This is a genomic window from Duganella sp. GW821-FHT07G03 (genome assembly GCF_059418605.1).
Genome location: NZ_JBWKQE010000016.1, coordinates 57,036 through 76,014 on the forward strand (window position 1 = coordinate 57,036; position 18,979 = coordinate 76,014).

At 63.6% G+C, this 18,979-nt stretch carries 16 protein-coding genes and 1 pseudogene; 6 read left to right on the forward strand and 11 right to left on the reverse strand.

The window, feature by feature from the left end; all coding sequences use genetic code 11:
• The first annotated feature begins 24 nt into the window (after positions 1-24).
• Both AC07OK_RS19810 and AC07OK_RS19815 read left to right on the forward strand, forming a co-directional pair.
• Positions 25-507: a cyclic nucleotide-binding domain-containing protein gene (locus AC07OK_RS19810; protein WP_116993826.1), complete on the forward strand. Its 483-nt coding sequence runs from the start codon at positions 25-27 to the stop codon at positions 505-507.
• Positions 504-1,628: an AI-2E family transporter gene (locus AC07OK_RS19815; protein WP_494691902.1), complete on the forward strand. Its 1,125-nt coding sequence runs from the start codon at positions 504-506 to the stop codon at positions 1,626-1,628. The genes AC07OK_RS19810 and AC07OK_RS19815 overlap by 4 nt, the downstream gene beginning before the upstream one ends.
• Before the next feature lie 28 nt (positions 1,629-1,656).
• Here AC07OK_RS19815 and ahpF read toward each other — a convergent pair whose 3' ends face one another.
• The 4 genes and pseudogenes from ahpF to AC07OK_RS19835 all read right to left on the reverse strand — a co-directional run bounded on the left by ahpF (position 1,657) and on the right by AC07OK_RS19835 (position 4,735).
• Entirely contained in the window at positions 1,657-3,252 is a 1,596-nt protein-coding gene (gene ahpF / locus AC07OK_RS19820) for an alkyl hydroperoxide reductase subunit F (RefSeq protein WP_494691903.1), read from the reverse strand.
• A 108-nt stretch (positions 3,253-3,360) separates the two neighbouring features.
• Positions 3,361-3,924, reverse strand: coding sequence for an alkyl hydroperoxide reductase subunit C (gene ahpC / locus AC07OK_RS19825; protein WP_492923471.1), 564 nt, complete (start codon positions 3,922-3,924; stop codon positions 3,361-3,363).
• Positions 3,925-4,082: 158 nt separating this feature from the next.
• Positions 4,083-4,379: an immunity protein TriTu family protein gene (locus AC07OK_RS19830; protein ID WP_494691904.1), complete on the reverse strand. Its 297-nt coding sequence runs from the start codon at positions 4,377-4,379 to the stop codon at positions 4,083-4,085.
• Between the two features lie 12 nt (positions 4,380-4,391).
• A pseudogene (locus AC07OK_RS19835) lies at positions 4,392-4,735 on the reverse strand (TreTu family toxin).
• A 197-nt stretch (positions 4,736-4,932) separates the two neighbouring features.
• On the opposite strand from AC07OK_RS19835, the gene AC07OK_RS19840 reads away from it, so the two are divergent.
• Positions 4,933-6,141, forward strand: a complete 1,209-nt coding sequence (locus tag AC07OK_RS19840) for a cation:proton antiporter (protein WP_494691905.1) — start codon at positions 4,933-4,935, stop codon at positions 6,139-6,141.
• A gap of 22 nt (positions 6,142-6,163) precedes the next feature.
• On the opposite strand, the gene AC07OK_RS19845 is transcribed toward AC07OK_RS19840, so the two are convergent.
• The 3 genes from AC07OK_RS19845 to AC07OK_RS19855 all read right to left on the reverse strand — a co-directional run bounded on the left by AC07OK_RS19845 (position 6,164) and on the right by AC07OK_RS19855 (position 13,118).
• Positions 6,164-8,974, reverse strand: coding sequence for an EAL domain-containing protein (locus AC07OK_RS19845; protein ID WP_494691906.1), 2,811 nt, complete (start codon positions 8,972-8,974; stop codon positions 6,164-6,166).
• Positions 8,975-9,119: 145 nt separating this feature from the next.
• Positions 9,120-10,559, reverse strand: coding sequence for a hypothetical protein (locus AC07OK_RS19850; protein WP_494691907.1), 1,440 nt, complete (start codon positions 10,557-10,559; stop codon positions 9,120-9,122).
• Positions 10,560-10,817: 258 nt separating this feature from the next.
• Positions 10,818-13,118 carry a YgiQ family radical SAM protein gene (locus AC07OK_RS19855; protein ID WP_494691908.1) on the reverse strand — a complete coding sequence of 767 codons (2,301 nt, stop codon included), beginning with the start codon at positions 13,116-13,118 and terminating at the stop codon, positions 10,818-10,820.
• 234 nt (positions 13,119-13,352) lie between these two features.
• Between AC07OK_RS19855 and AC07OK_RS19860 the strand changes: the two genes are divergently transcribed.
• A complete protein-coding gene (locus AC07OK_RS19860) occupies positions 13,353-13,862 on the forward strand; it encodes a DUF1269 domain-containing protein (protein ID WP_494691909.1) in 510 nt (169 codons plus the stop codon).
• Between the two features lie 46 nt (positions 13,863-13,908).
• On the opposite strand, the gene AC07OK_RS19865 is transcribed toward AC07OK_RS19860, so the two are convergent.
• From AC07OK_RS19865 to AC07OK_RS19875, 3 genes are all read right to left on the reverse strand, one after another.
• On the reverse strand, positions 13,909-14,190 hold the full coding sequence (locus AC07OK_RS19865; RefSeq protein ID WP_494691910.1) for a DUF4404 family protein: 282 nt from the start codon (positions 14,188-14,190) through the stop codon (positions 13,909-13,911).
• 9 nt (positions 14,191-14,199) lie between these two features.
• Entirely contained in the window at positions 14,200-14,409 is a 210-nt protein-coding gene (locus AC07OK_RS19870; protein ID WP_020703779.1) for a VF530 family protein, read from the reverse strand.
• 87 nt (positions 14,410-14,496) lie between these two features.
• Positions 14,497-16,626 (reverse strand): M3 family metallopeptidase, encoded by a 2,130-nt coding sequence (locus tag AC07OK_RS19875; protein ID WP_494691911.1) that lies wholly within the window; start codon positions 16,624-16,626, stop codon positions 14,497-14,499.
• A gap of 215 nt (positions 16,627-16,841) precedes the next feature.
• On the opposite strand from AC07OK_RS19875, the gene AC07OK_RS19880 reads away from it, so the two are divergent.
• Together AC07OK_RS19880 and AC07OK_RS19885 are read left to right on the forward strand one after the other, a co-directional pair.
• Entirely contained in the window at positions 16,842-17,207 is a 366-nt protein-coding gene (locus tag AC07OK_RS19880; RefSeq protein WP_494691912.1) for an MmcQ/YjbR family DNA-binding protein, read from the forward strand.
• Between the two features lie 95 nt (positions 17,208-17,302).
• Positions 17,303-18,298 (forward strand): ice-binding family protein, encoded by a 996-nt coding sequence (locus AC07OK_RS19885; protein ID WP_494691913.1) that lies wholly within the window; start codon positions 17,303-17,305, stop codon positions 18,296-18,298.
• A gap of 110 nt (positions 18,299-18,408) precedes the next feature.
• Here the strand turns inward: AC07OK_RS19885 and AC07OK_RS19890 are convergent, their stop codons facing one another.
• On the reverse strand, positions 18,409-18,978 hold the full coding sequence (locus AC07OK_RS19890; protein ID WP_494691914.1) for a TMEM175 family protein: 570 nt from the start codon (positions 18,976-18,978) through the stop codon (positions 18,409-18,411).
• Between the last annotated feature and the right edge of the window lies 1 nt (position 18,979).

The window sequence follows — 18,979 nt, forward strand, 5'->3', positions numbered from 1 at the left end:
CACCTTGCCCAGCACGGAGTTCCCTTGATCTTTGGTTTCCTCAAATCGCCCGTTTTGTCGCCGCGTTTGCTGCGCCTGAAGGAATCGGCGCTGTTCGCCACGCTGACCCCGCTCGAGCTGAACATCGTTGACGGCCTGATGCACGAGCGCCGCTACCTGGCCGACGAAATCATCTTCGACGAGGGCGAGGAAGGGCAGGCGCTGTACCTGGTGATGTCGGGCCGGGTGATCATCAGCCGCCAGCTGGGCGCCACGCGCGAAGTGGTGGCCGAGCTGTCGGCCGGCTCCTTCTTCGGCGACCTGGCGCTGCTGGACAACACGCCGCGCAACGCGCAGACGCGCGCGCTCGACAACTGCGAGCTGGCGGTGTTCTTCCGCGCCGACTTCATGGGCCTGATGGAAACCGACGCCGTGATCGGCTACAAGATCTCGCTGGCGCTGGCGCGCCACATCGGCAGCCGCCTGCGGGACTGGATGACCGGCAAGCCGCAGGTCGAGGCGCTATGAATTTCCTGCCGACCCAACAGCGCGCCGGGCCGGTGGTCTGGAGCGGCATCATCGCCGCCACCTGCGTGCTGTTGTTCCTGCTGCAGCAGATGCTGTTCCTGGCCATCCCCTTCCTGCTGGGGATCGTGCTGTACTACATCCTGCAACCGCCGATGCAGCGCCTGATCCGCCTGGGCCTGAGCCACAACGCCGCCACGCTGATCGTCGGCAGCGTGTTCCTGTTGTTGCTGGTGGCGGCCGGCCTGGTGTTCATCTACTGGGACAGCGGCCCGTCCGACTCGTGGCAGGACATGCTGGGCAAATACCTGACCGGCGGCCTGGAGTTCGTGCGCCACACGATGCTGTCGCTGGAGCGGGAGTTCCCCATCCTCAAGCAGATCAAGCTGGCGCGCACCGTCAACAGCCGCGTCAGCGCCTTCACCGGCAGCTTCGTGCAGAAGCATCTGACCGACATCCTGGTGTCGGTGGCGGCGTGGCTGCCGTCGCTGCTGCTGGCGCCGTTCCTGACCTTCTTCTTCCTGCGCGACGGTCTGCGCTTCAAGAAGTTCCTGGCGCGCGCCGTGCCCAACGCCTTCTTTGAAAAGACCCTGCGCCTGCTGCACGAAGTCGACCAGACCGCGCACCGCTACTTCCAGGGCCTGTTCAAGCTGACCATCCTCGACACGGCGGTGCTGGCGTTCGGGCTGTGGGCGATCGGCGTCTCGTCGCCGCTGGTGCTGGGCCTGATCGCGGCGATGCTGGCGTGGGTGCCGTATGTGGGCTCGATCGTCGGCTGCGTGCTGGTGGTGATGGTGGCCTCGACCGACGCGCCGGCCGATCCGGGCGTGGCCTATATGGCGATTGGCGTGTTCATCACGGTGCGGCTGCTGGACGATTTCGTCTTCATGCCGATGACGCTGGGCCGCAGCCTGCACATCCATCCCCTGATCACGGTGCTGATGATCTTCATCGGCGGCTCGGTGGCCGGGGTGGCGGGGCTGATGCTGGTGTTGCCGCTGCTGGGCGTGGTGATGGTGGTTGGCGAAACGCTGGGCCGGCTGATCACCGACCCGCGCCTGCGCGCGCGCCACCGCAACGCCATGGCGCTGCGCACCAGGCAGGCCAGCGCCGACCTGATTTAGTCCGAATGTCAGACTTGACCCCGGGCGTTTAAGCGGTCATCGCCTGCTTGTCGGCCGACTCGGCCACCACTTCCTCGTCGTCCGAACGGATCAGGTGATCGAAGGCCGACAGGGCCGCCTTGGCGCCGTCGCCGGTGGCGATGATGATCTGCTTGAACGGCACCGTGGTGACGTCGCCGGCCGCGAACACGCCCGGTATCGAGGTCTGGCCGCGCGCATCGACTTCGATCTCGCCGTGACGCGACAGCGCCACCGTGCCCTTGAGCCACTCGGTGTTCGGCACCAGGCCGATCTGCACGAACACGCCTTCCAGCTCAACCTTCTTCGCTTCGCCCGACACGCGGTCGTTGTAGCTCAGGCCATTGACGATCTTGCCGTCGCCGTGGATCTCGGTGGTCTGCGCCGAGACGATCACGGTGACGTTGGCCAGGCTGCGCAGCTTGCGTTGCAGCACCGCGTCGGCGCGCAGTTCGGCGCCGAACTCGATCAGGGTCACGTGCTTGACCAGGCCGGCCAGGTCGATCGCCGCCTCGACGCCGGAATTGCCGCCGCCGATCACCGCCACGCGCTTGCCCTTGAACAGCGGGCCGTCGCAGTGCGGGCAGTAGGCCACGCCGTGGTTGCGGTATTGCTTCTCGCCCGGCACGTTGATCTCCCTCCAGCGGGCGCCGGTGGCCAGGATCACCGACTTGGCTTTCAGGATGGCGCCGCTGGCGGTCTGCACTTCGATCAGCTTGCCCGGCACCAGCTTGGCGGCGCGCTGGGTGTTCATGATGTCGACTTCGTATTCCTTGACGTGCTGCTCCAGCGCCACGGCGAATTTCGGACCGTCGGTGGCCTTGACCGAGATGAAGTTCTCGATCGCCAGGGTGTCGAGTACCTGGCCGCCGAAACGCTCGGCCAGCACGCCGGTCTTGATGCCTTTGCGGGCGGCGTAGATGGCCGCCGCCGCGCCGGCGGGACCGCCGCCGACGATCAGCACATCGAACACGTCTTTCTTGCTCAGCTCGGCGGCCTGGCGGGCGCCGGCGTTCTTGTCCAGCTTGGACAGGATCTCTTCGACGTTGGTGCGGCCCTGGCCGAAATGCTCGCCGTTGAGGAACATCATCGGCACCGCCATGATCTGGCGCGCCTCGACTTCTTGCGGGAACACGCCGCCGTCGATGGTGGTCACCTTGATGCGCGGGTTGATCACCGCCATCGCGTTGAGCGCCTGCACCACTTCCGGGCAATTGTGGCAGCTCAGCGAGATGAAGGTTTCGAAGACGTAGTCGCCGTCGAGGTTGCGGATCTGCTCGATCACGGCGTCGTCGAATTTGATGGTGTGGCCGCCGACCTGCAGCAAGGCCAGCACCAGCGAGGTGAATTCATGGCCCATCGGCACGCCGGCGAAACGCACGCCAATATCGGTGCCGGGGCGGTTGATGCTGAACGACGGCTTGCGTTCGGCATCGTCGGTGCGCTTGACCAACGTGATCTTGTCGCTCAACAGGACGATTTCCTGGAGCAGTTCTTCCATCTCGCGGGCCTTGGCGCTGTCATCGAGAGAGGCGACGATCTCAATCGGTTGCACCACTTTTTCCAAGTAGGCTTTCAACTGGGTTTTGAGAGTTGCATCTAACATGATTTTTCTTCCTTTTTACAAATATTTAGGCGTATGCCGGGCCGGACGCCCGGACCGGCATCGCGGTATTACTTGTGTGCTGCGGTCTCTTTCAAGACGTGCTCAGACTTAGATCTTGCCGACCAGGTCCAGCGATGGGGTCAGGGTCGCTGCGCCTTCGGTCCATTTAGCTGGGCAAACTTCGCCTGGGTGGGATGCCACGTACAGCGCTGCCTTGACTTTGCGCAGCAGTTCCGAAGCGTCGCGGCCGATGCCGTTGTCGTGCACTTCCAGCACTTTGATGAAGCCTTCCGGATTGATGACGAAGGTGCCGCGGTAAGCCAGGCCTTCTTCTTCGATCATCACTTCGAAGTTGCGCGACAGGGTGCCGGTCGGGTCGCCGATCAGCGGGTAGTTGACTTTTTTGATGGCATCCGAGGTGTCGTGCCATGCCTTGTGCGCGAAGTGGGTGTCGGTCGACACGCCGTACACGTCCACGCCCAGCTTGGCGAATTCAGGCTGGTGATCGGCCAGGTCTTCCAGTTCGGTCGGGCAGACGAAGGTGAAGTCGGCTGGGTAGAACATCAGAACGGACCACTTGCCCTTCAGGGACTCGTCGCTCACGTCGATGAACTTGCCGTTGGCGTACGCGGTTGCCTTGAATGGTTTTACTTGGGTATTGATCAGAGACATTGTGGTTTCCTCGTTGGGTTGTGAATCATTGAGACGCCAGTTTAAGGGCTTTTGCCCCATTTGCAAAATTGATTGTTCCAATAGTTTCAATAGCTACTAGCTATAGAACAAACAAAGGGAATAGCTATTATCGCTGTTTCGGGCTATGCAGGCAGGGGTCAGCCGAGCGGAACGCCCAGCTTGCGGAGGAAGGATTGCAGAAGCGTGGTCAGGCCTGTGGCGGAGGCAAACTCGCCGTGCTCATCAAATAAGTCATTGCCGGACTCGACGTCGATGATTTCAGCGTAAAAAGCGCCGCTATCCCAGCAGGTGACGCGCCCCAGCCGCGTCGAGGCATCGAAATCGATCCTTGCTGACGGGTTGTCGGAATCCTGCGCAGCGATCAGCTCGGCCTGCACGCCGGGCGGCAAGGCATCCATGATTTCCTGCGCGCAGTCATAAAAAATTTTCAACATTAGCGCCATCCATTAAAACAATTTTGTCGCAACTAATCGAATATTCGACGCAAAGGGCATTTGAGGAATAGCGGTCTTTTTACGAGCTGCATTCCTGCCCTGTAACGACTGCGGACCGATTATTTTTGCCCAGCCAGTACCGCTGGGCCTCAAGCAGTTTGCGGGACCGCAAATTCAACATATACGTGGCCCTTCTTGGCTTGTCTTTGAAAAGACAACTGATTCGGGGGGAGCAGCACATGCGTGGTGCCGCTAAAGCTTTCCTTAACAAATCCGGTAGCCAGCATGGCCTGATATTCAGCCATGCACATCCAACGTCCGACTGTCGTCATCTGCATTGTAGTACTTGTGGCCATATTGGATAGCTAGGGCGCTGAAGGGCATGAAACACTCTATTGCTCGTGCCTGCTTGCGGTAATGAGGCAACGCAGACAATGCTCTCAGTTTCCCACGCAGATTGTGGAAGCGATACCACAGACTAGAATCCGGCATTGCGTGGGGTCCTCAGAATTGGATAACATTGCTTAAATAACACGATGAGAAGGCAGTACCCATGAACACAACAGAAATCTTCCTAATCGCGATGCTGCTGATCTTTACCGCGCCCTACCTGGTGTGGCGTATCTTCAAGACCGACTACTACGCGCCGCTGGTCATCGTCCAGATCATCGGCGGAATCTTGCTGGGCCCCGGCGTGCTGGGCGCGGCCTTCCCCGAATATCACCAATTCGTCTTCGCGCCGGACGTGGTGAAGGCCTTGAACGGCATCGCCTGGTGGGGCGTGATGCTGTTCGTGATGCTCGCCGGCATGGAGCTGGACCTGAAAAAAGTCTGGCAGTACCGCCGCGAAAGCGCGACCACGGCCACCTTCGCGCTGGGCATGCCGCTGCTGTTCGGCTGCGCCGCTGCGGCCCTGCTGCTGGGCTACCAGGGCTGGAAAGGCGCCAAGGGCCAGGACTGGCAGTTCACGCTGGGCGTGGGCATGGCCTGCGCCGTGACCGCGCTGCCGGTGCTGGTGCTGCTGCTGGAAAAACTCGACATCCTGCGCCAGCCGATGGGCCAGCGCATCCTGCGCTACGCCAGCCTCGACGACGTGGCCATCTGGGGCGTGCTGGCGCTGATCCTGCTCGACTGGCAGCGCGTCGGCCGCCAGGCCGGCTTCATCGTGGCGTTCGGCGTGCTGACCTTCGTGTTCCGCCGCGTCATGGCGCGCCTGCGGGAAAACGACCGCTGGTATGCGGCGCTGATCTGGCTGGTCGTGTGCAGCTTCGGTTCCGACTGGGCCGGCCTGCACTTCATGGTCGGCGCCTTCCTGGCCGGGGTGGTGATGGACGCGGAGTGGTTCGACCGCGGCACGCTCGACACGCTGTTCAAGCACGTGCTGCTGATCCTGATGCCGGTGTTCTTCCTCAGCACCGGCCTGCGCACCAAGTGGGAGCTGGGCGGCTATTCGGTGTTCTTCGTCGGTGGCTTGCTGCTGCTGGCGTCGGTCGGCGGCAAGCTGGTCGGCGTGCACATCGCCGGCAGGATGCTGAAGTGGAAAGCGGGCGAGGCGGCTATCATCGGCTGGCTATTGCAGACCAAGGGCCTGATTGAAATCATCTTCGCCAACATCCTGCTCGACAAGCAGATCATCACCAACGAAACCTTCACGGCGCTGCTGCTGATGGCGGCCGCCAGCACCATGCTGACCATTCCGGTCGTGCATCCCAAGCTGAACCGTTCGGCCCATGCGGGCCTGGCGCAGCAGGCCGGCTCCTGACCGCTGCGCCAGAAACCGGGCCTTACTGGCCGCGCAGCAGCTGGTCGAACTGCTCGGCCGGCATCGGGCGGGCGAACAGATAGCCCTGGCCGTAGTCGCAGCCGGCGGCGGCCAGCAGCTCGCGCTGCTCCGGCGTTTCCACGCCCTCGGCGATCACCCGCAGGCCCAGCTTGTGGGCCATGACGATGATCGCGTCCGACAGCGCCATGTCGCTGGAATCGGGCGCCAGGTTGCGGGTGAAGGAGCGGTCGATCTTCAGGTAGTCGATGTCGAACTTCTTCAGGTAGGACAGCGACGAGTAGCCGGTGCCGAAGTCGTCCAGCGCCACCTGGATGCCGGCGTCGCGCAGCTGCAGCAGCTTGTTGCTGACGGTGGCGTTGGCGTCGAGCAGCAAGCCCTCGGTGATTTCCACCACCACCGCCTGGCCCGGCAAGCCCAGCGCCTGCAGGTAGCTCAGCCACGAGTCGTAGGCGCCGTCCTCGCGCGCGAACTCCAGCGGCGACTGGTTGACGCTAACCTGGAATTCCGGATGGTGCTCGTGGCGCCAGCGCTGCACCCAGCGCGCCGATGCGCGGAACACCCACTCGCCGATGTCGATGATCAGGCCGCTGGCCTCGGCCAGCGGAATGAAGTCCATCGGGCTGACCACGCCGCGCTGTGGGTGGTTCCAGCGTATCAGCGCCTCGGCCTTGTGGATGCGGCCGCTCTTGAGGTGGACGATGGGCTGGAAATACAGCTCGAACTGCTCGGCCTTGAGCGCGCCGCGCAAGTCGTTGGTCAGGCGCATGCGGTTCAGCGCCGCCACCTGCAGCGTCGGCGTGAAATAGCTGTAGCGGTTGCGCCCGGCGCCCTTGGCGGCGTACATGGCCTGGTCGGCGTGCTTGAGCAGGTCGTCGATGTCGAGCGCGTCGTCCGGGTACAGGGTGATGCCGATGCTGGCCGAGACGAAGGCCTGCTCCTGCCCCAGCGCGAAGGGCAGGCGCAGGCTGTCGATGATGTGCTGGGCGATGTGCTCGACCCGCTCGGTGCCCTCGAGCTCGGACAGGATCACGGTGAACTCGTCGCCGCCCAGGCGCGCCACCGTGTCCGACTTGCGCACGCAGGCGCTGATGCGGCGCGCCGCGTCCACCAGCAGGATGTCGCCCTGGTGGTGGCCCAGGGTGTCGTTGACCTCCTTGAAGTGGTCGAGGTCGATGAACAGGATGGCGATGTGCGAGCGGTCGCGCTGGCTCTTGAGCATGTCGTGCGCCAGCCGGTCGTGGAACATGCGGCGGTTGGGCAGCTGGGTCAGCGGGTCGAAGTTGGCCTGCTGCCAGATCAGCGCCTCGCTCTGCTTCTTGTCGGTGACGTCCTCGATCATGCACAGGTGGTGCGGATGGCTGCCCTGCTCGGTCTCGATGGCGGTGACCGACACCTCGATCCAGACCAGCTCGCCGTCCGGGCGGAACAGCCGGTTGGTGATCTTGAAGCTGCCGATCTCGTGCACCAGCAGGCGCCCCATCTGCACCTTGAGCTGGGCCACGTCCTCCGGATGGCCGGCCTCCAGCCAGCGCATCGCGCCCAGCTCGACCTGCGAACGGCCGACGATTTCCTGGAAGCGCGGGTTGATGTCGCGGTATTCATAGGTCACCGAATCGACTAGCGCGATGCCCAGCGGCGAGGCTTCGAACATGGTGCGGAAGCGCTGCTCGCCGGTGCGGATGGCGGCGTTGGCGCGGCGCCGCTCGCGCGCCAGCAGACTGAAGTGGACGGCCGCGCCCAGCGCCAGCACCAGCGCGGCGCCGCCCAGCGCCCGGTACAGCCACAGCAGGCTGGCGCCGCCGTCGACCTGGTATATAAAGCCGTCGAAATTGGCGCTCTTCGGCACCATGCCCAAGCCGGCGTAGACGTCGGCGATGTGGCGCCAGCGCTCCGGGTTCTGGTAGCCGATCTCGACGAGCACCGGCTGCACCAGCGGCACCATCTGGCGCGCCTCGTACAACAGGTGGGCGCGGTCGTTGCGGCGCGAGTACTTGCCGAGGATGAGGTCGGCCATCTCCTCCTGGTGGCTCATGGCCCACTGCCAGCCGCGCATGCTGGCGGCGCGGAAGGCGCGCACCCGCTGCGGATGGTTGGCGATCTCGCGCTCGCTGGTGAACAGGTTGTCGCCGTAAAAGTCGATGCCGACCGCGCGCGGGCTGTAGATGTCGTAGGGGAAGCCGAGGCGGTCGAAGGTGTCCGGCTCGTTGGTGGTGTAGACCGAGAAGGCGTCCACCTTGCCGTTGATCAGGTCGGCCGTGTTGTAGCTCGGCTCGATCCGCTGGAAACTGCTGGCGGGGATGCCTTCCTTGATCAGGTAGGCCAGCAGCTCGTCGGCGCTGCCCAGCTCGTCGATCAGCGAACCGATCATCGCGCGCTTGCCGATGATGCGGCGGATGTCCGGCTCGGCGCTGGTCTGGCGCATCGCCAGCGCATACGGCGAGTGCTGGAACACCACGCCCAGCACCACCACCGGCTTGCCGGCCAGGCGCGCCAGCATCAGGCTGCTGGCGCCGACACCGTACTCGGCCTTGCCGGACAGGACGTCGCGCTCCGGCTCGTTGCCGTCCGCGCCTTCGAGGATGGCCACGTCCAGCCCGGCCTCGCGGTAATAGCCCTGCTCCAGCGCGGCGTAGTAGCCGGCGAACTGGAACTGGTGATGGTGTTTGAGCTGCAGCGTGACCTTGTCCTGCGCCGCGGCGGGCGCCAGCCACAGCGCGGTCAGCAGCGCCAGCAGCGTCAGGCCGGCACGGCGCCACCGGCGCGGCGCGCAGACGGCGGGGGAAGGGGTGGGGACGGTATCACGGACAGGCACTAGGGTTTTTCCAGAGAATCGCGGACTAGCCGTAGTGTAGCTGCTTCGGCGTCCGAAATCGTCGCTTTCTGACAATACTCAGGCATAAAACACAACGGACGGCCAGGCGTTTGCCTGCCGTCCGTCGTGATGCCGGTAGTACTACTTAGTTCGGGATGGCGACCGGCACCGGCGCCTGGGCATTGTCGCCCTTGCCCAACTGGCCTTCCGCGTTGCGGCCCCAGCCCCACAGCGTATTGTCCGAGCGCAGGCCGAAGCTGTGCAGCGCGCCCGCGGTGACCGACAGCCAGTTATTGGCGGTGCCCACCTGCACCGGCGTCGGGCTGTCCGTGCCGCCGGTGCCGAGCTGGCTTTCGGCATTGCTGCCCCAGCCCCACAGCTGGCCTTCGCGGGTCACCGCCATGGTGTGCGTGGCACCCGACGCCGCCGCCAGCCAGTTGCTGCCGACGCCGATCGGTGTGGGCGCGTTGATGTTGGTCGAGCCATTATTGCCGACCTGGCCAAACGTGTTGTTACCCCAGCCGAACATGGCGCCGTCGGTGCGGATCGCCACCGAATGGTTGGCGCCGGCCGCCAGCGACGACCATTGGAAGGTGCCGATCTTGGCGGGAGACAGAATGTCCACCAGGCCGCCGTTGCCGACCTGGCCGCTGGCATTGCCGCCCCAGCCATACAGGTTCAGGCTGTCCTTGATGATGGCCAGCGTATGGGTGTCACCGGCGCTGACCGACAGCCACGCCTTCAGGCCGGTCGGCAGCGGTACCAGGATCGGCGCCAGCCTGTCGATGTTGGTGCCGTCGCCCAGCTGGCCGTTGAAGTTGCGCCCCCAGCCGTACATGGCGCCGCTGGTCTTGATCGCGAACGCGTGCGATTTGCCAGCCGCGACAAAAGCCCAATCGCTGTCCTTGCCGACCTTGGTCGGGACCGGATGCGGGTCGGTGTCGGACGTGCCCAGGCCCAGCGTGCCGTTCTGATTGGAGCCCCAGGTCCACAGGGTGCCGTCGCTGCGCAGCGCCACCACGAACTGTTCGCCCACTACCATCTGCTTCCACAGCGTGCTGGCGCCGCTGACCAGCACCGGCGCGTTGCGGTCGGTCTTGGAGCTGTCGCCGAGCTGGCCGCGAATGTTCGAACCCCAGCCGTACAGGTTGCCGTCGGACTTGTGGCCGATGGTCTGGTTGCCGCCGGCGGCCACGCCGTTCCACTGCGCGATGACGTTGATGGCCAGGGTGCCGACCACGCCGTCCTGGGTCGCGGTCACGCTGTCGGAGCCGACCGCCTTGCCGGTCACAGTGCCGGCCGGGACGATGGTCGCCACCGCGCCGGTGCCTTTGAAGGCCCACACCAGGCCGGTGGTGGTGTTGAGCACCTTGGTGGTGTTGTCCGAATAGGTGCCGGTGGCCGTCAACGGCACGGCAATGCCGATCGGGACGGTGGTGGTGGTGGCCGCGATGGCGATCGATTTGAGCGTGACCGCCGTCGGCGTGGCCGGCGTGCTGCTGCCACCGCCGCCGCCGCCGCCGCATGCGGCCAGGATGGCCAGCACGGGTACCAGCAACAGGGTCGAGAATTTAAAGTTTTTCATGTTCTTCCAGTTCACAGAATGAGGTCTGCGTGCGGGGCCAACCGGACCGGTGGCCAGCTTGCAACCAGTGTAGCCGCAAGCGGTCTCCACGCATCGTCGGAGCAAGCCTGAATTATCCACGCAATTGCACCGATGGGGGAATTTAACAACATTTCCTGAATGAAATGGGCGAAAAAAAAGCAGCGCCACCGTGGTGACGCTGCTGGCCGGGCCGGCCTGGCCGGCCGATTGGCGGCCGGTTGGCGACTTATTTGCGGCTTATTTGCGGCCGCGCGGGGCCGGCTTGGCGCCCTTGGCCGGCGCGGCGGCGGCCGGCTTCTTGACCTTGATGGTGTCGAGAATCGAGGCGCGCGGCTTGGTGTCGAGCGACTGGCGCGCCGTCAGCGAGCCGGTCAGCGCATTGGCGCGCTGGCCCTGGTGGCGTGCCGGCGGCTGGGCGCTGGCGACGATGCCGGAGCGGGCGCCCTTGGCGCTCGGCGCCGGGCCGGACGGCGTGCGCCGGCTCGGGTCCGGCGCATTGCCTTCGCCGGCCGACCACGAGGGGATCAAATGCTTGTCGCCGTTGCCGATCAGGTCGCCGCGCCCCATGGCCACCAGCGCCTCGCGCAGGATCGGCCAGTTCTCCGGGTCCTGGTAGCGCAGGAAGGCCTTGTGGGTGCGGCGGATCTTGCCGCTGCGCGCGGTCTCGACCACTTCCGAATCCGCGCTCACCTTGCGCAGCGGGTTCTTGCGCGTGTGGTACATGGTGGTGGCCATGGCCATCGGCGTCGGCATGAAGGTCTGCACCTGGTCCAGCTTGAAGTTGTTCTTCTTCAGCCACAGCGCCAGGTTCAGCATGTCGAGGTCGGTCGTGCCGGGGTGGGCCGCGATGAAGTACGGGATCAGGTACTGCTTCTTGCCCGCCTCCAGCGAGAAGCGGTCGAACATTTCCTTGAACTCGTCGTAGGCGCCGATGCCCGGCTTCATCATCTTCGACAGCGTGTTTTCTTCCGTGTGCTCCGGCGCGATCTTCAGCAGGCCGCCCACGTGGTGGGTCACCAGCTCCTTGACGTACTCGGGCGAGCGCACCGCGATGTCGTAGCGCAGGCCCGACGAGATCAGGATCTTCTTCACGCCGGGGATGGCGCGCGCCTTGCGGTACAGCGAGATCAGCTTGCTGTGGTCGGTGCCCAGGTTGACGCAGATCGACGGGTACACGCACGACAGGCGGCGGCACGATTCCTCGATCTTCGGGTCCTTGCAGGCCAGCCGGTACATATTGGCGGTCGGGCCGCCGAGGTCGGAGATGGTGCCGGTGAAGCCCTTGGTCTTGTCGCGGATGTGCTCGATCTCGCGCAGGATCGACGGCTCCGAGCGGCTCTGGATGATGCGGCCCTCGTGCTCGGTGATCGAGCAGAAGGTGCAGCCGCCGAAGCAGCCGCGCATGATGTTGACCGAGAAGCGTATCATTTCCCAGGCCGGAATGCGGGCCTTGCCGTAGGACGGGTGCGGCGCGCGCGCGTAGTTCATGTCGTACACGCCGTCCATCTCGTCCATGCGCAACGGCAGCGGCGGCGGGTTGAGCCAGACGTCGCGCTCGCCGTGCGCCTGCACCATGGCGCGGGCGTTGCCGGGATTCGATTCCAGGTGGAACACGCGCGAGGCGTGCGCGTACATCACCGGATCGGTGCTGACGGTTTCGTAGGACGGCAGCCGCACCACGGTCTTGTTGTGCTTTTCCTTGGCCATGGCCTGGCGCTCTTCGCGGCTCATGATGCGGATAGGCTTGATCACCTCGACCGGCACCACCGGCTTGGGCTCGACCATGCCCTCGTCCACTTCGCCCTTGGCGCCGCCGTTCTCGGTGGCGCACGACGAGGTGTTCTGCTGCACCATCATGTACGGATCGGGATGGGTGTCGACCTTGCCGGGCACGTCGACGCGGGTGCTGTTGTGCACGCCCCAGTCCTGGTCCGGCAGCCAGCCGGCCGGCACCATGAAGGCGGTGCCGCGCAGGTCGCGGATGGACTTGATGTCCTCGCCGGCGGCCATGCGGTGGGTCAGGTCGACCAGCGCACGCTCGGCGTTGCCGAAGATCAGCAGGTCGGCCTTGGAATCGGTCAGCACCGAGCGGCGCACCTTGTCCGACCAGTAGTCGAAGTGGGCGATGCGGCGCAGCGACGCTTCGATCGAGCCGATCACCACCGGCGTGCCGGGGTAGGCTTCGCGCACGCGCTGGGCGTAGACGGTGACGGCGCGGTCGGGGCGCTTGTTCGGTTCGCCGTTGGCGGTGTAGGCGTCGTCGGAGCGGATCTTGCGGTCGGCCGTGTAGCGGTTGACCATCGAGTCCATATTGCCGGCGGTGATGCCGTAGTACAGGCGCGGCTTGCCCAGCGCGCGGAAGGCGTCGGCCGAGTGCCAGTCCGGCTGCGAGATGATGCCGACGCGGAAGCCCTGCGCCTCCAGCAGGCGGCCGACCAGGGCCATGCCGAAGCTCGGATGGTCGATGTAGGCGTCGCCGGTGACGAGGATGACGTCGCACTCGTCCCAGCCGAGCGCAGCCATTTCGGCGCGGGACATCGGCAGGAAAGGCGCAACGGCAGCGCGGGCAGACCGTTTCGGGACGGTCGCAAATAAATTGGTAGGGGAGCTCATATCGGACAGCATTGTACCGGAAATGCCCCGGCTCCGCTCATGGCAGAAAGAAAAATTCTTTTAGTATTCAATCACTTGAGTGTCAATGATGCAGGATTTACATTGCTATAGTCCGCAACTTTGCTATAACGGTTAGATACCTGCCACCGGGAGACCATTATGCGACGCCGACTTTATTTCATGCTGCCCGACGTGCCGAGCGCCCGTGCCATGCTGGACGAGTTGCTGCTGGCGCGGATCGAGATCGGCCATATGCGCTTCATGGCCAGGGATGGCCTGCCGTCGGACATGCCGGACGTCAGCTTCCTGCAGAAGACCGACCTGGTGCACGGCGCCCAGCTGGGCGTGGTGATCGGCGCCATCGTCGGCCTCGGGGCCGGGGTGTTCCTGACCTTGTTCCCGGTGGACGGCATGACCTTGCGCACCGCCGCCATCCTGCTGGTGGCGCTGGGCGGGGCGATCTTCGGCGGCTGGGCATCCGGCATGAATGCGGCGGCCGTGCCGAACACCCGGCTCAAGCAGTTCACGCCGCGCATCGAGCAGGGCCAGGTGCTGTTGATGGTGGACGTGCCGGTGCGGCGCGTCGAAGAAATCGAAGAGATGATCGCCAAGCGTCATCCCGAAATCAGCTTTGGCGGTATGGAACCGCCGATGCTGGCGTTTCCGTAACGCCGGCTGCCCGGGGACCTAGGTTCCCCGGGTCCTCCCCCCTGCTTTAAATTCCCATGCTGGACAGGATATTGCCCAATTCGCGCAGGGCCGGCTCGAGTTGCGGATGCTGGGCCGCGAACTTGGCGGAGATTTCCTGGGTGCGTTCGGCCAGGCCGTAGGTGGTGCTCTCGCCCGGGTTGGCTTCGGCGGCGGCGCGGCGTTCCAGCAGCTGCTTGATGTCGCCGTCCAGCTGCGTCAGCAGTTCCTGCAATTCATCGTCGATCGGACCGGCGCCGGCCAGCTGGCTGCGCAGGGCACTCAATGAGGTTTTCAGATTGCTGTCCATGATAAATCCCTAGTCGGTAAATGTCGTGGCGACGTAGAGTTCTTCGACTCTGGCGCGGGCCCACGGTGTCTTGCGCAAAAATTTCAGGCTGGACTTGATGCTCGGATCGCTGATGAAGCAATTGATGTCGATCCGTAGGCCCAGCTGTTCCCAGCCGTAATGCGCGTGCAAACGGGTTACGATGGCTTCCAGCGTCACGCCGTGCAGTTCGTTACTCATAGTTCTATCTTACTCATAAAATGAAAGGGCCGGACTCGATTCTTACACAAATCGAGTCCGGCCCTGCTGACTTACGCTGCTTCGGCTTTATTTACCGGTCAGGCCACGACGCTCCAGCAGCGGCTCGATGATCGGATCGCGGCCGCGGAAGTTGCGGAATAGGTTCATCGCATCGTCGGTGCCGCCGCGCGACAGCAGCTTGGCGCGGAACCAGTCGCCGTTCTCGCGCTTCAGGCCGCCTTTTTCCTTGAACCATTCGACGGTGTCGGCGTCCAGTTTCTCGGACCACAGGTAGGCGTAGTAGCCGGCCGAGTAGCCGCCGGAGAAGCTGTGCGAGAAGTAGGTGGTGCGGTAGCGCGGCGGCACCGGCGCGAAGTCCACGCCCATGTCCTTCAGCGAAGCCGCTTCAAAGGCCAGCACGTCGGTCGGGATCTGCGACGGCGTCAGCTGGTGCCAGCGCTGGTCCAGCAGCGAGGCCGACAGGTACTCGGTGGTCAGGAAGCCCTGGTTGAATTTCTTCGAGGCGATGACCTTGTCCAGCAGTTCCTTCGGCATGGCCGCGCCGGTCTTGTAGTGCTTGGCGTAGTTGGAGAGAACCTCGGGCCACACCGCCCACATCTCGTTGACCTGCGACGGATATTCGACGAAGTCGCGCGGCACGCTGGTGCCGGAGAAGCGCGGGTACTTGACGTTGGAGAACATGCCGTGCAGCGCGTGGCCGAACTCGTGGAAGGCGGTCTTGACTTCGTCGTAGGTCAGCAGCGTCGGCTCGCCGGCTGGCGGCTTGGGAATGTTGAGGTGGTTGGCCACCACCGAGTGCGTGCCCAGCAGCGACGATTGCGAGCTGTACTCGTTCATCCAGGCGCCGCCCTGCTTGTTGCTGCGGGCGTACATGTCGGCCAGGAAGATCGCCAGCTGCTTGCCGTTGGCGTCGAACACGTCGAACACGCGCACGTCCGGGTTGTACACCGGCAGGTCCTTGCGCTCCTTGAACGACAGGCCGTACAGCTTGCCGGCGGCGTAGAACACGCCGTTGGTCAGCACGTTGTTGAGCTCGAAGTAAGGCTTCAACTGGTTCTCGTCGAAGGCGAAGCGCTGGGCGCGCACCTTGTCGGTGTAGAAGGCCCAGTCGGCGGCGTCGATCTGGAAGCCGCCCTTGTCGGCGTCGACCACGGTTTGCAGGTCGGCCGCTTCTTTCTTCGCGTTGGTGACGGCCGGCTTGGCCAGCTCGCCCAGCAGCTTGTTGACGGCGGCGGTGTCGTGCGCGGTCTGGTCTTCCAGCGAGTAGGCGGCGAAGTTGGCGTAGCCCAGCAGGGTGGCTTTCTCGGCGCGCGCCTTGGCGATTTTCAGCACCACTTCGCGGCTGTCGAACTCGCCGCCACGGCTGCCGCGCGTCAGCGACGCGGCCATCAGGCGTTCGCGCACGGCGCGGTTGGTCAGCACGGCCAGCGGCGGCTGGCCGCTGGTGTTGACGATGGCGACCAGGAACTTGCCGTCCATGCCCTTGGCCTTGGCGGCGGCCGCCGCGGCGTCGATGGCGGCGTCGGTCATGCCGGCCAGTTCTGCGCGGGTGTCGACCACCAGCGCCGAGGCGTTGGTTTCCTTCAGCACGTTCTGGGTGAAGGTGGTTTGCAGCGTGGCGATGGCGCCGTTGATGGTCTTGAGTTTTTCCTTGTCGGCGTTGGACAGCTTGGCGCCGGCGCGGACGAAATCGGTGTGGTAGCGTTCCAGCAGGTGCTTCGATTCGGCGTCGAGCTTGAGCTTGTCGCGGTTGTCGTACAGCGACTTCACGCGGGCGTACAGCTTGGCGTTCAGGTAGATGGCGTCGCCGTGGGCGGCCAGCTTGGGCGACATCTCGCTATCGATCGCGTCCAGCTTGTCGTTGGTGTTGGCGCCTTGCAGGTTGCCGAAGGTGGTTTGCACGCGGGTCAGCAGCTCGCCGGATTTTTCCATGGCGACGATGGTGTTCTCGAACGTGGCCGGCTTCTTGTTGTCGGCGATCGCTTCGATTTCCTTCAGCTGGATGCGCATGCCTTCGACGAAGGCCGGCTGGAAGTGCTCGTCCTTGATCTGGTCAAATGCCGGGTAATGGAACGGCAGCGTGCTGGCGGCGGCCAGCGGGTTGCCGGCCAGCGCGGCGGCGGGCGCCGCGAGTACGGTCTGGGAGAACGCCAGGCCGAGGGCGGCCGCAATAACAAGCATCTGAGGACGGGACATGATGGAATCTTTCATTAAACGCCGAGGAAAAATGCTGACGCAGCGAAGCGCAGCATGGAAGCGCCAGATGATATCAGGGTGATATGGCGGCAGTCACTGGCAAAAAATGCTGCACTGCACTTGGTTGGAAAGTAGGGGATTTTTCCGAAGAATGCTTTGTCGAATTGGCATTTTTACGGCTACACTGAGGCTCCCCTTGCAACATCGCCGCAGAAATGAACACGCAACAGCTGAAACGACATTGCCAGCAATACCCCGGCGCGGTGGAAACCCTGCACGGCGAACCGTCGAATATCCTGGTCTACAAGGTCGAAGGCAAGACCTACGCCTACTTCAAGACCAGCGAGCCGGAGCGCTGGCGCTTCAGCCTGCGCGTGACGCCGGACCGCTTCCTGGAGCTGACCGACGTGCCGGGCGTGAAGCCGGCGCGCTACATGGGGCGCTTTCACTGGGTGACCATCGTCGACGTGAGCAAGTTCCCGGCCGACTACCTGGCCGAGCTGGTGGCCGGCTCCTACCGTCGCGCGGTGGCATCGCTCAGCAAGTCCAAGCAAACAGCGCTGGCGGCGCACGATAAATAAAGCGCGCCATATGTTGCGTCTACTTGCACTGGCCGGCTTGCCGGCTGCCGGCTGCTGCGCCGCCGTCGCCAGCCGATCGTTGGAGCTGACCTGTTATGTGTGCCAACACACATACGACCAGGGAATATATAGCTAAACTGAAAAAGTTAGCAAATAACAACAATAATGGCCAATGCGAATTGGTACCCATGTGCACCTGCACATTAAAAATTTTGATCACTACTGAGCTCACTGCTCGCGATGAAAGTGTTGCCATGAATTTTATTAAACTTACGATACCATTCCTGCTTGCGCTGACCTTCGGGGCGGCTCAGGCATCAACCGCCCCTTTGCTCGGCACGGCGCAAGATTTTGCGGTCTTAGGCGCAAGTACCATTACCAATACTGGTGCAACCACCATAGTCGGAGATGTAGGATTGTCTCCAGGCTCGTCTATCACCGGCTCCGGTAGTTTTTCCTTGACTGGCGCGATACACGACAGCGATATGGCCGCTTTGAACGCCCATAACGCCAGCTTCACGGCCTTTGCCTCCCTGGCAAACAAAGCGGCCACTGTCAATCTGACCGGTCAAGATTTGTCGGCGCTGACACTGCATGCGGGCATTTATCAATTCGACTCCTCGGCCCAATTGACTGGCACCTTGACGCTGGATGCGCAAAACGATCCAACCGCCCAGTTCATTTTCAAGATCGGCAGTAACTTGACAACGGCCACGGGCTCAGCCGTCAATGTCATCAACGCCGGCAGCCAGACAGGTATCTTCTGGCTGGTGGGCAGTTCCGCCACTATTGGTGGCAACACCGCCTTTGCTGGCAATATCCTGGCGGACCAGAGCATTACCCTTGATACCGGCGCCAATATCTTCGGTGGCCGGGCGCTGGCGCTCAATGCCGCCGTGACGATGGACCACAACGGTATCTATAGTAGTTGCGGCAGCGCATGCAATGATTTCGGCAGCGCTGGTTACAGCGGCGTGTCAGCTGTGCCTGAACCAAGTATGCCCTTGATGTTCGGCTTTGGATTGCTAGTGGTGATTGCGTCGAAACTGCGCTCCCGCCCGGGTGCTCGCCCGAAGATCAAGACGATTTAAGTTCTTTAGCCAGCGTTTTACAGGACTGGCCATCCAGTTTGAAGACCGGCCCCGGCCGACTACCTGGTCGAGCTGGTGGCCGGCTCCCACCGCCGCGCGGTGGGAGTCGTTCAGCCAGCATGCTGGCGGTGCTCGAAGCGGCGATCCGGAATAAACCAGATCATCGCGACGATCACGTAAAGCGCGAAACCGGCCATCGGTTCGACCAGCGACAAGACTATGCCGACCAAATACAGCAGCGAGGACAGCTTGCCCTTGCGGTCCTTGCCCAGCGCAAGCCGCAGCGCTTCGTTGTTGGCCGCCAGGCACTTGGCCAGGATGAAGTAGGCGGAGCTGGACATGAACAGGATGAAGCCATAGCAGGCCAGCGGCAGCGCGGCGAAGTGGTTCTCGCCGACCCAGCTGGTCACGAACGGCACCAGCGACAGCCAGAACAGCAAATGCAGATTGCCCCACAGCGCGCCGCCGGTGATCTTGCTGACGGTGTGCATCAGATGATGGTGGTTGTTCCAGTAAATCCCGACGTAGACAAAGCTCAGCACATAGCTGAGGAACACCGGCCACAAGGGCTGCAACGCCGCCCAGTCCGCGCCATGCGGCACCTTCAGCTCCAGCACCATGATGGTGATGATGATGGCGATGACGCCATCGCTGAATGCTTCCAGCCTGGTTTTGCCCATG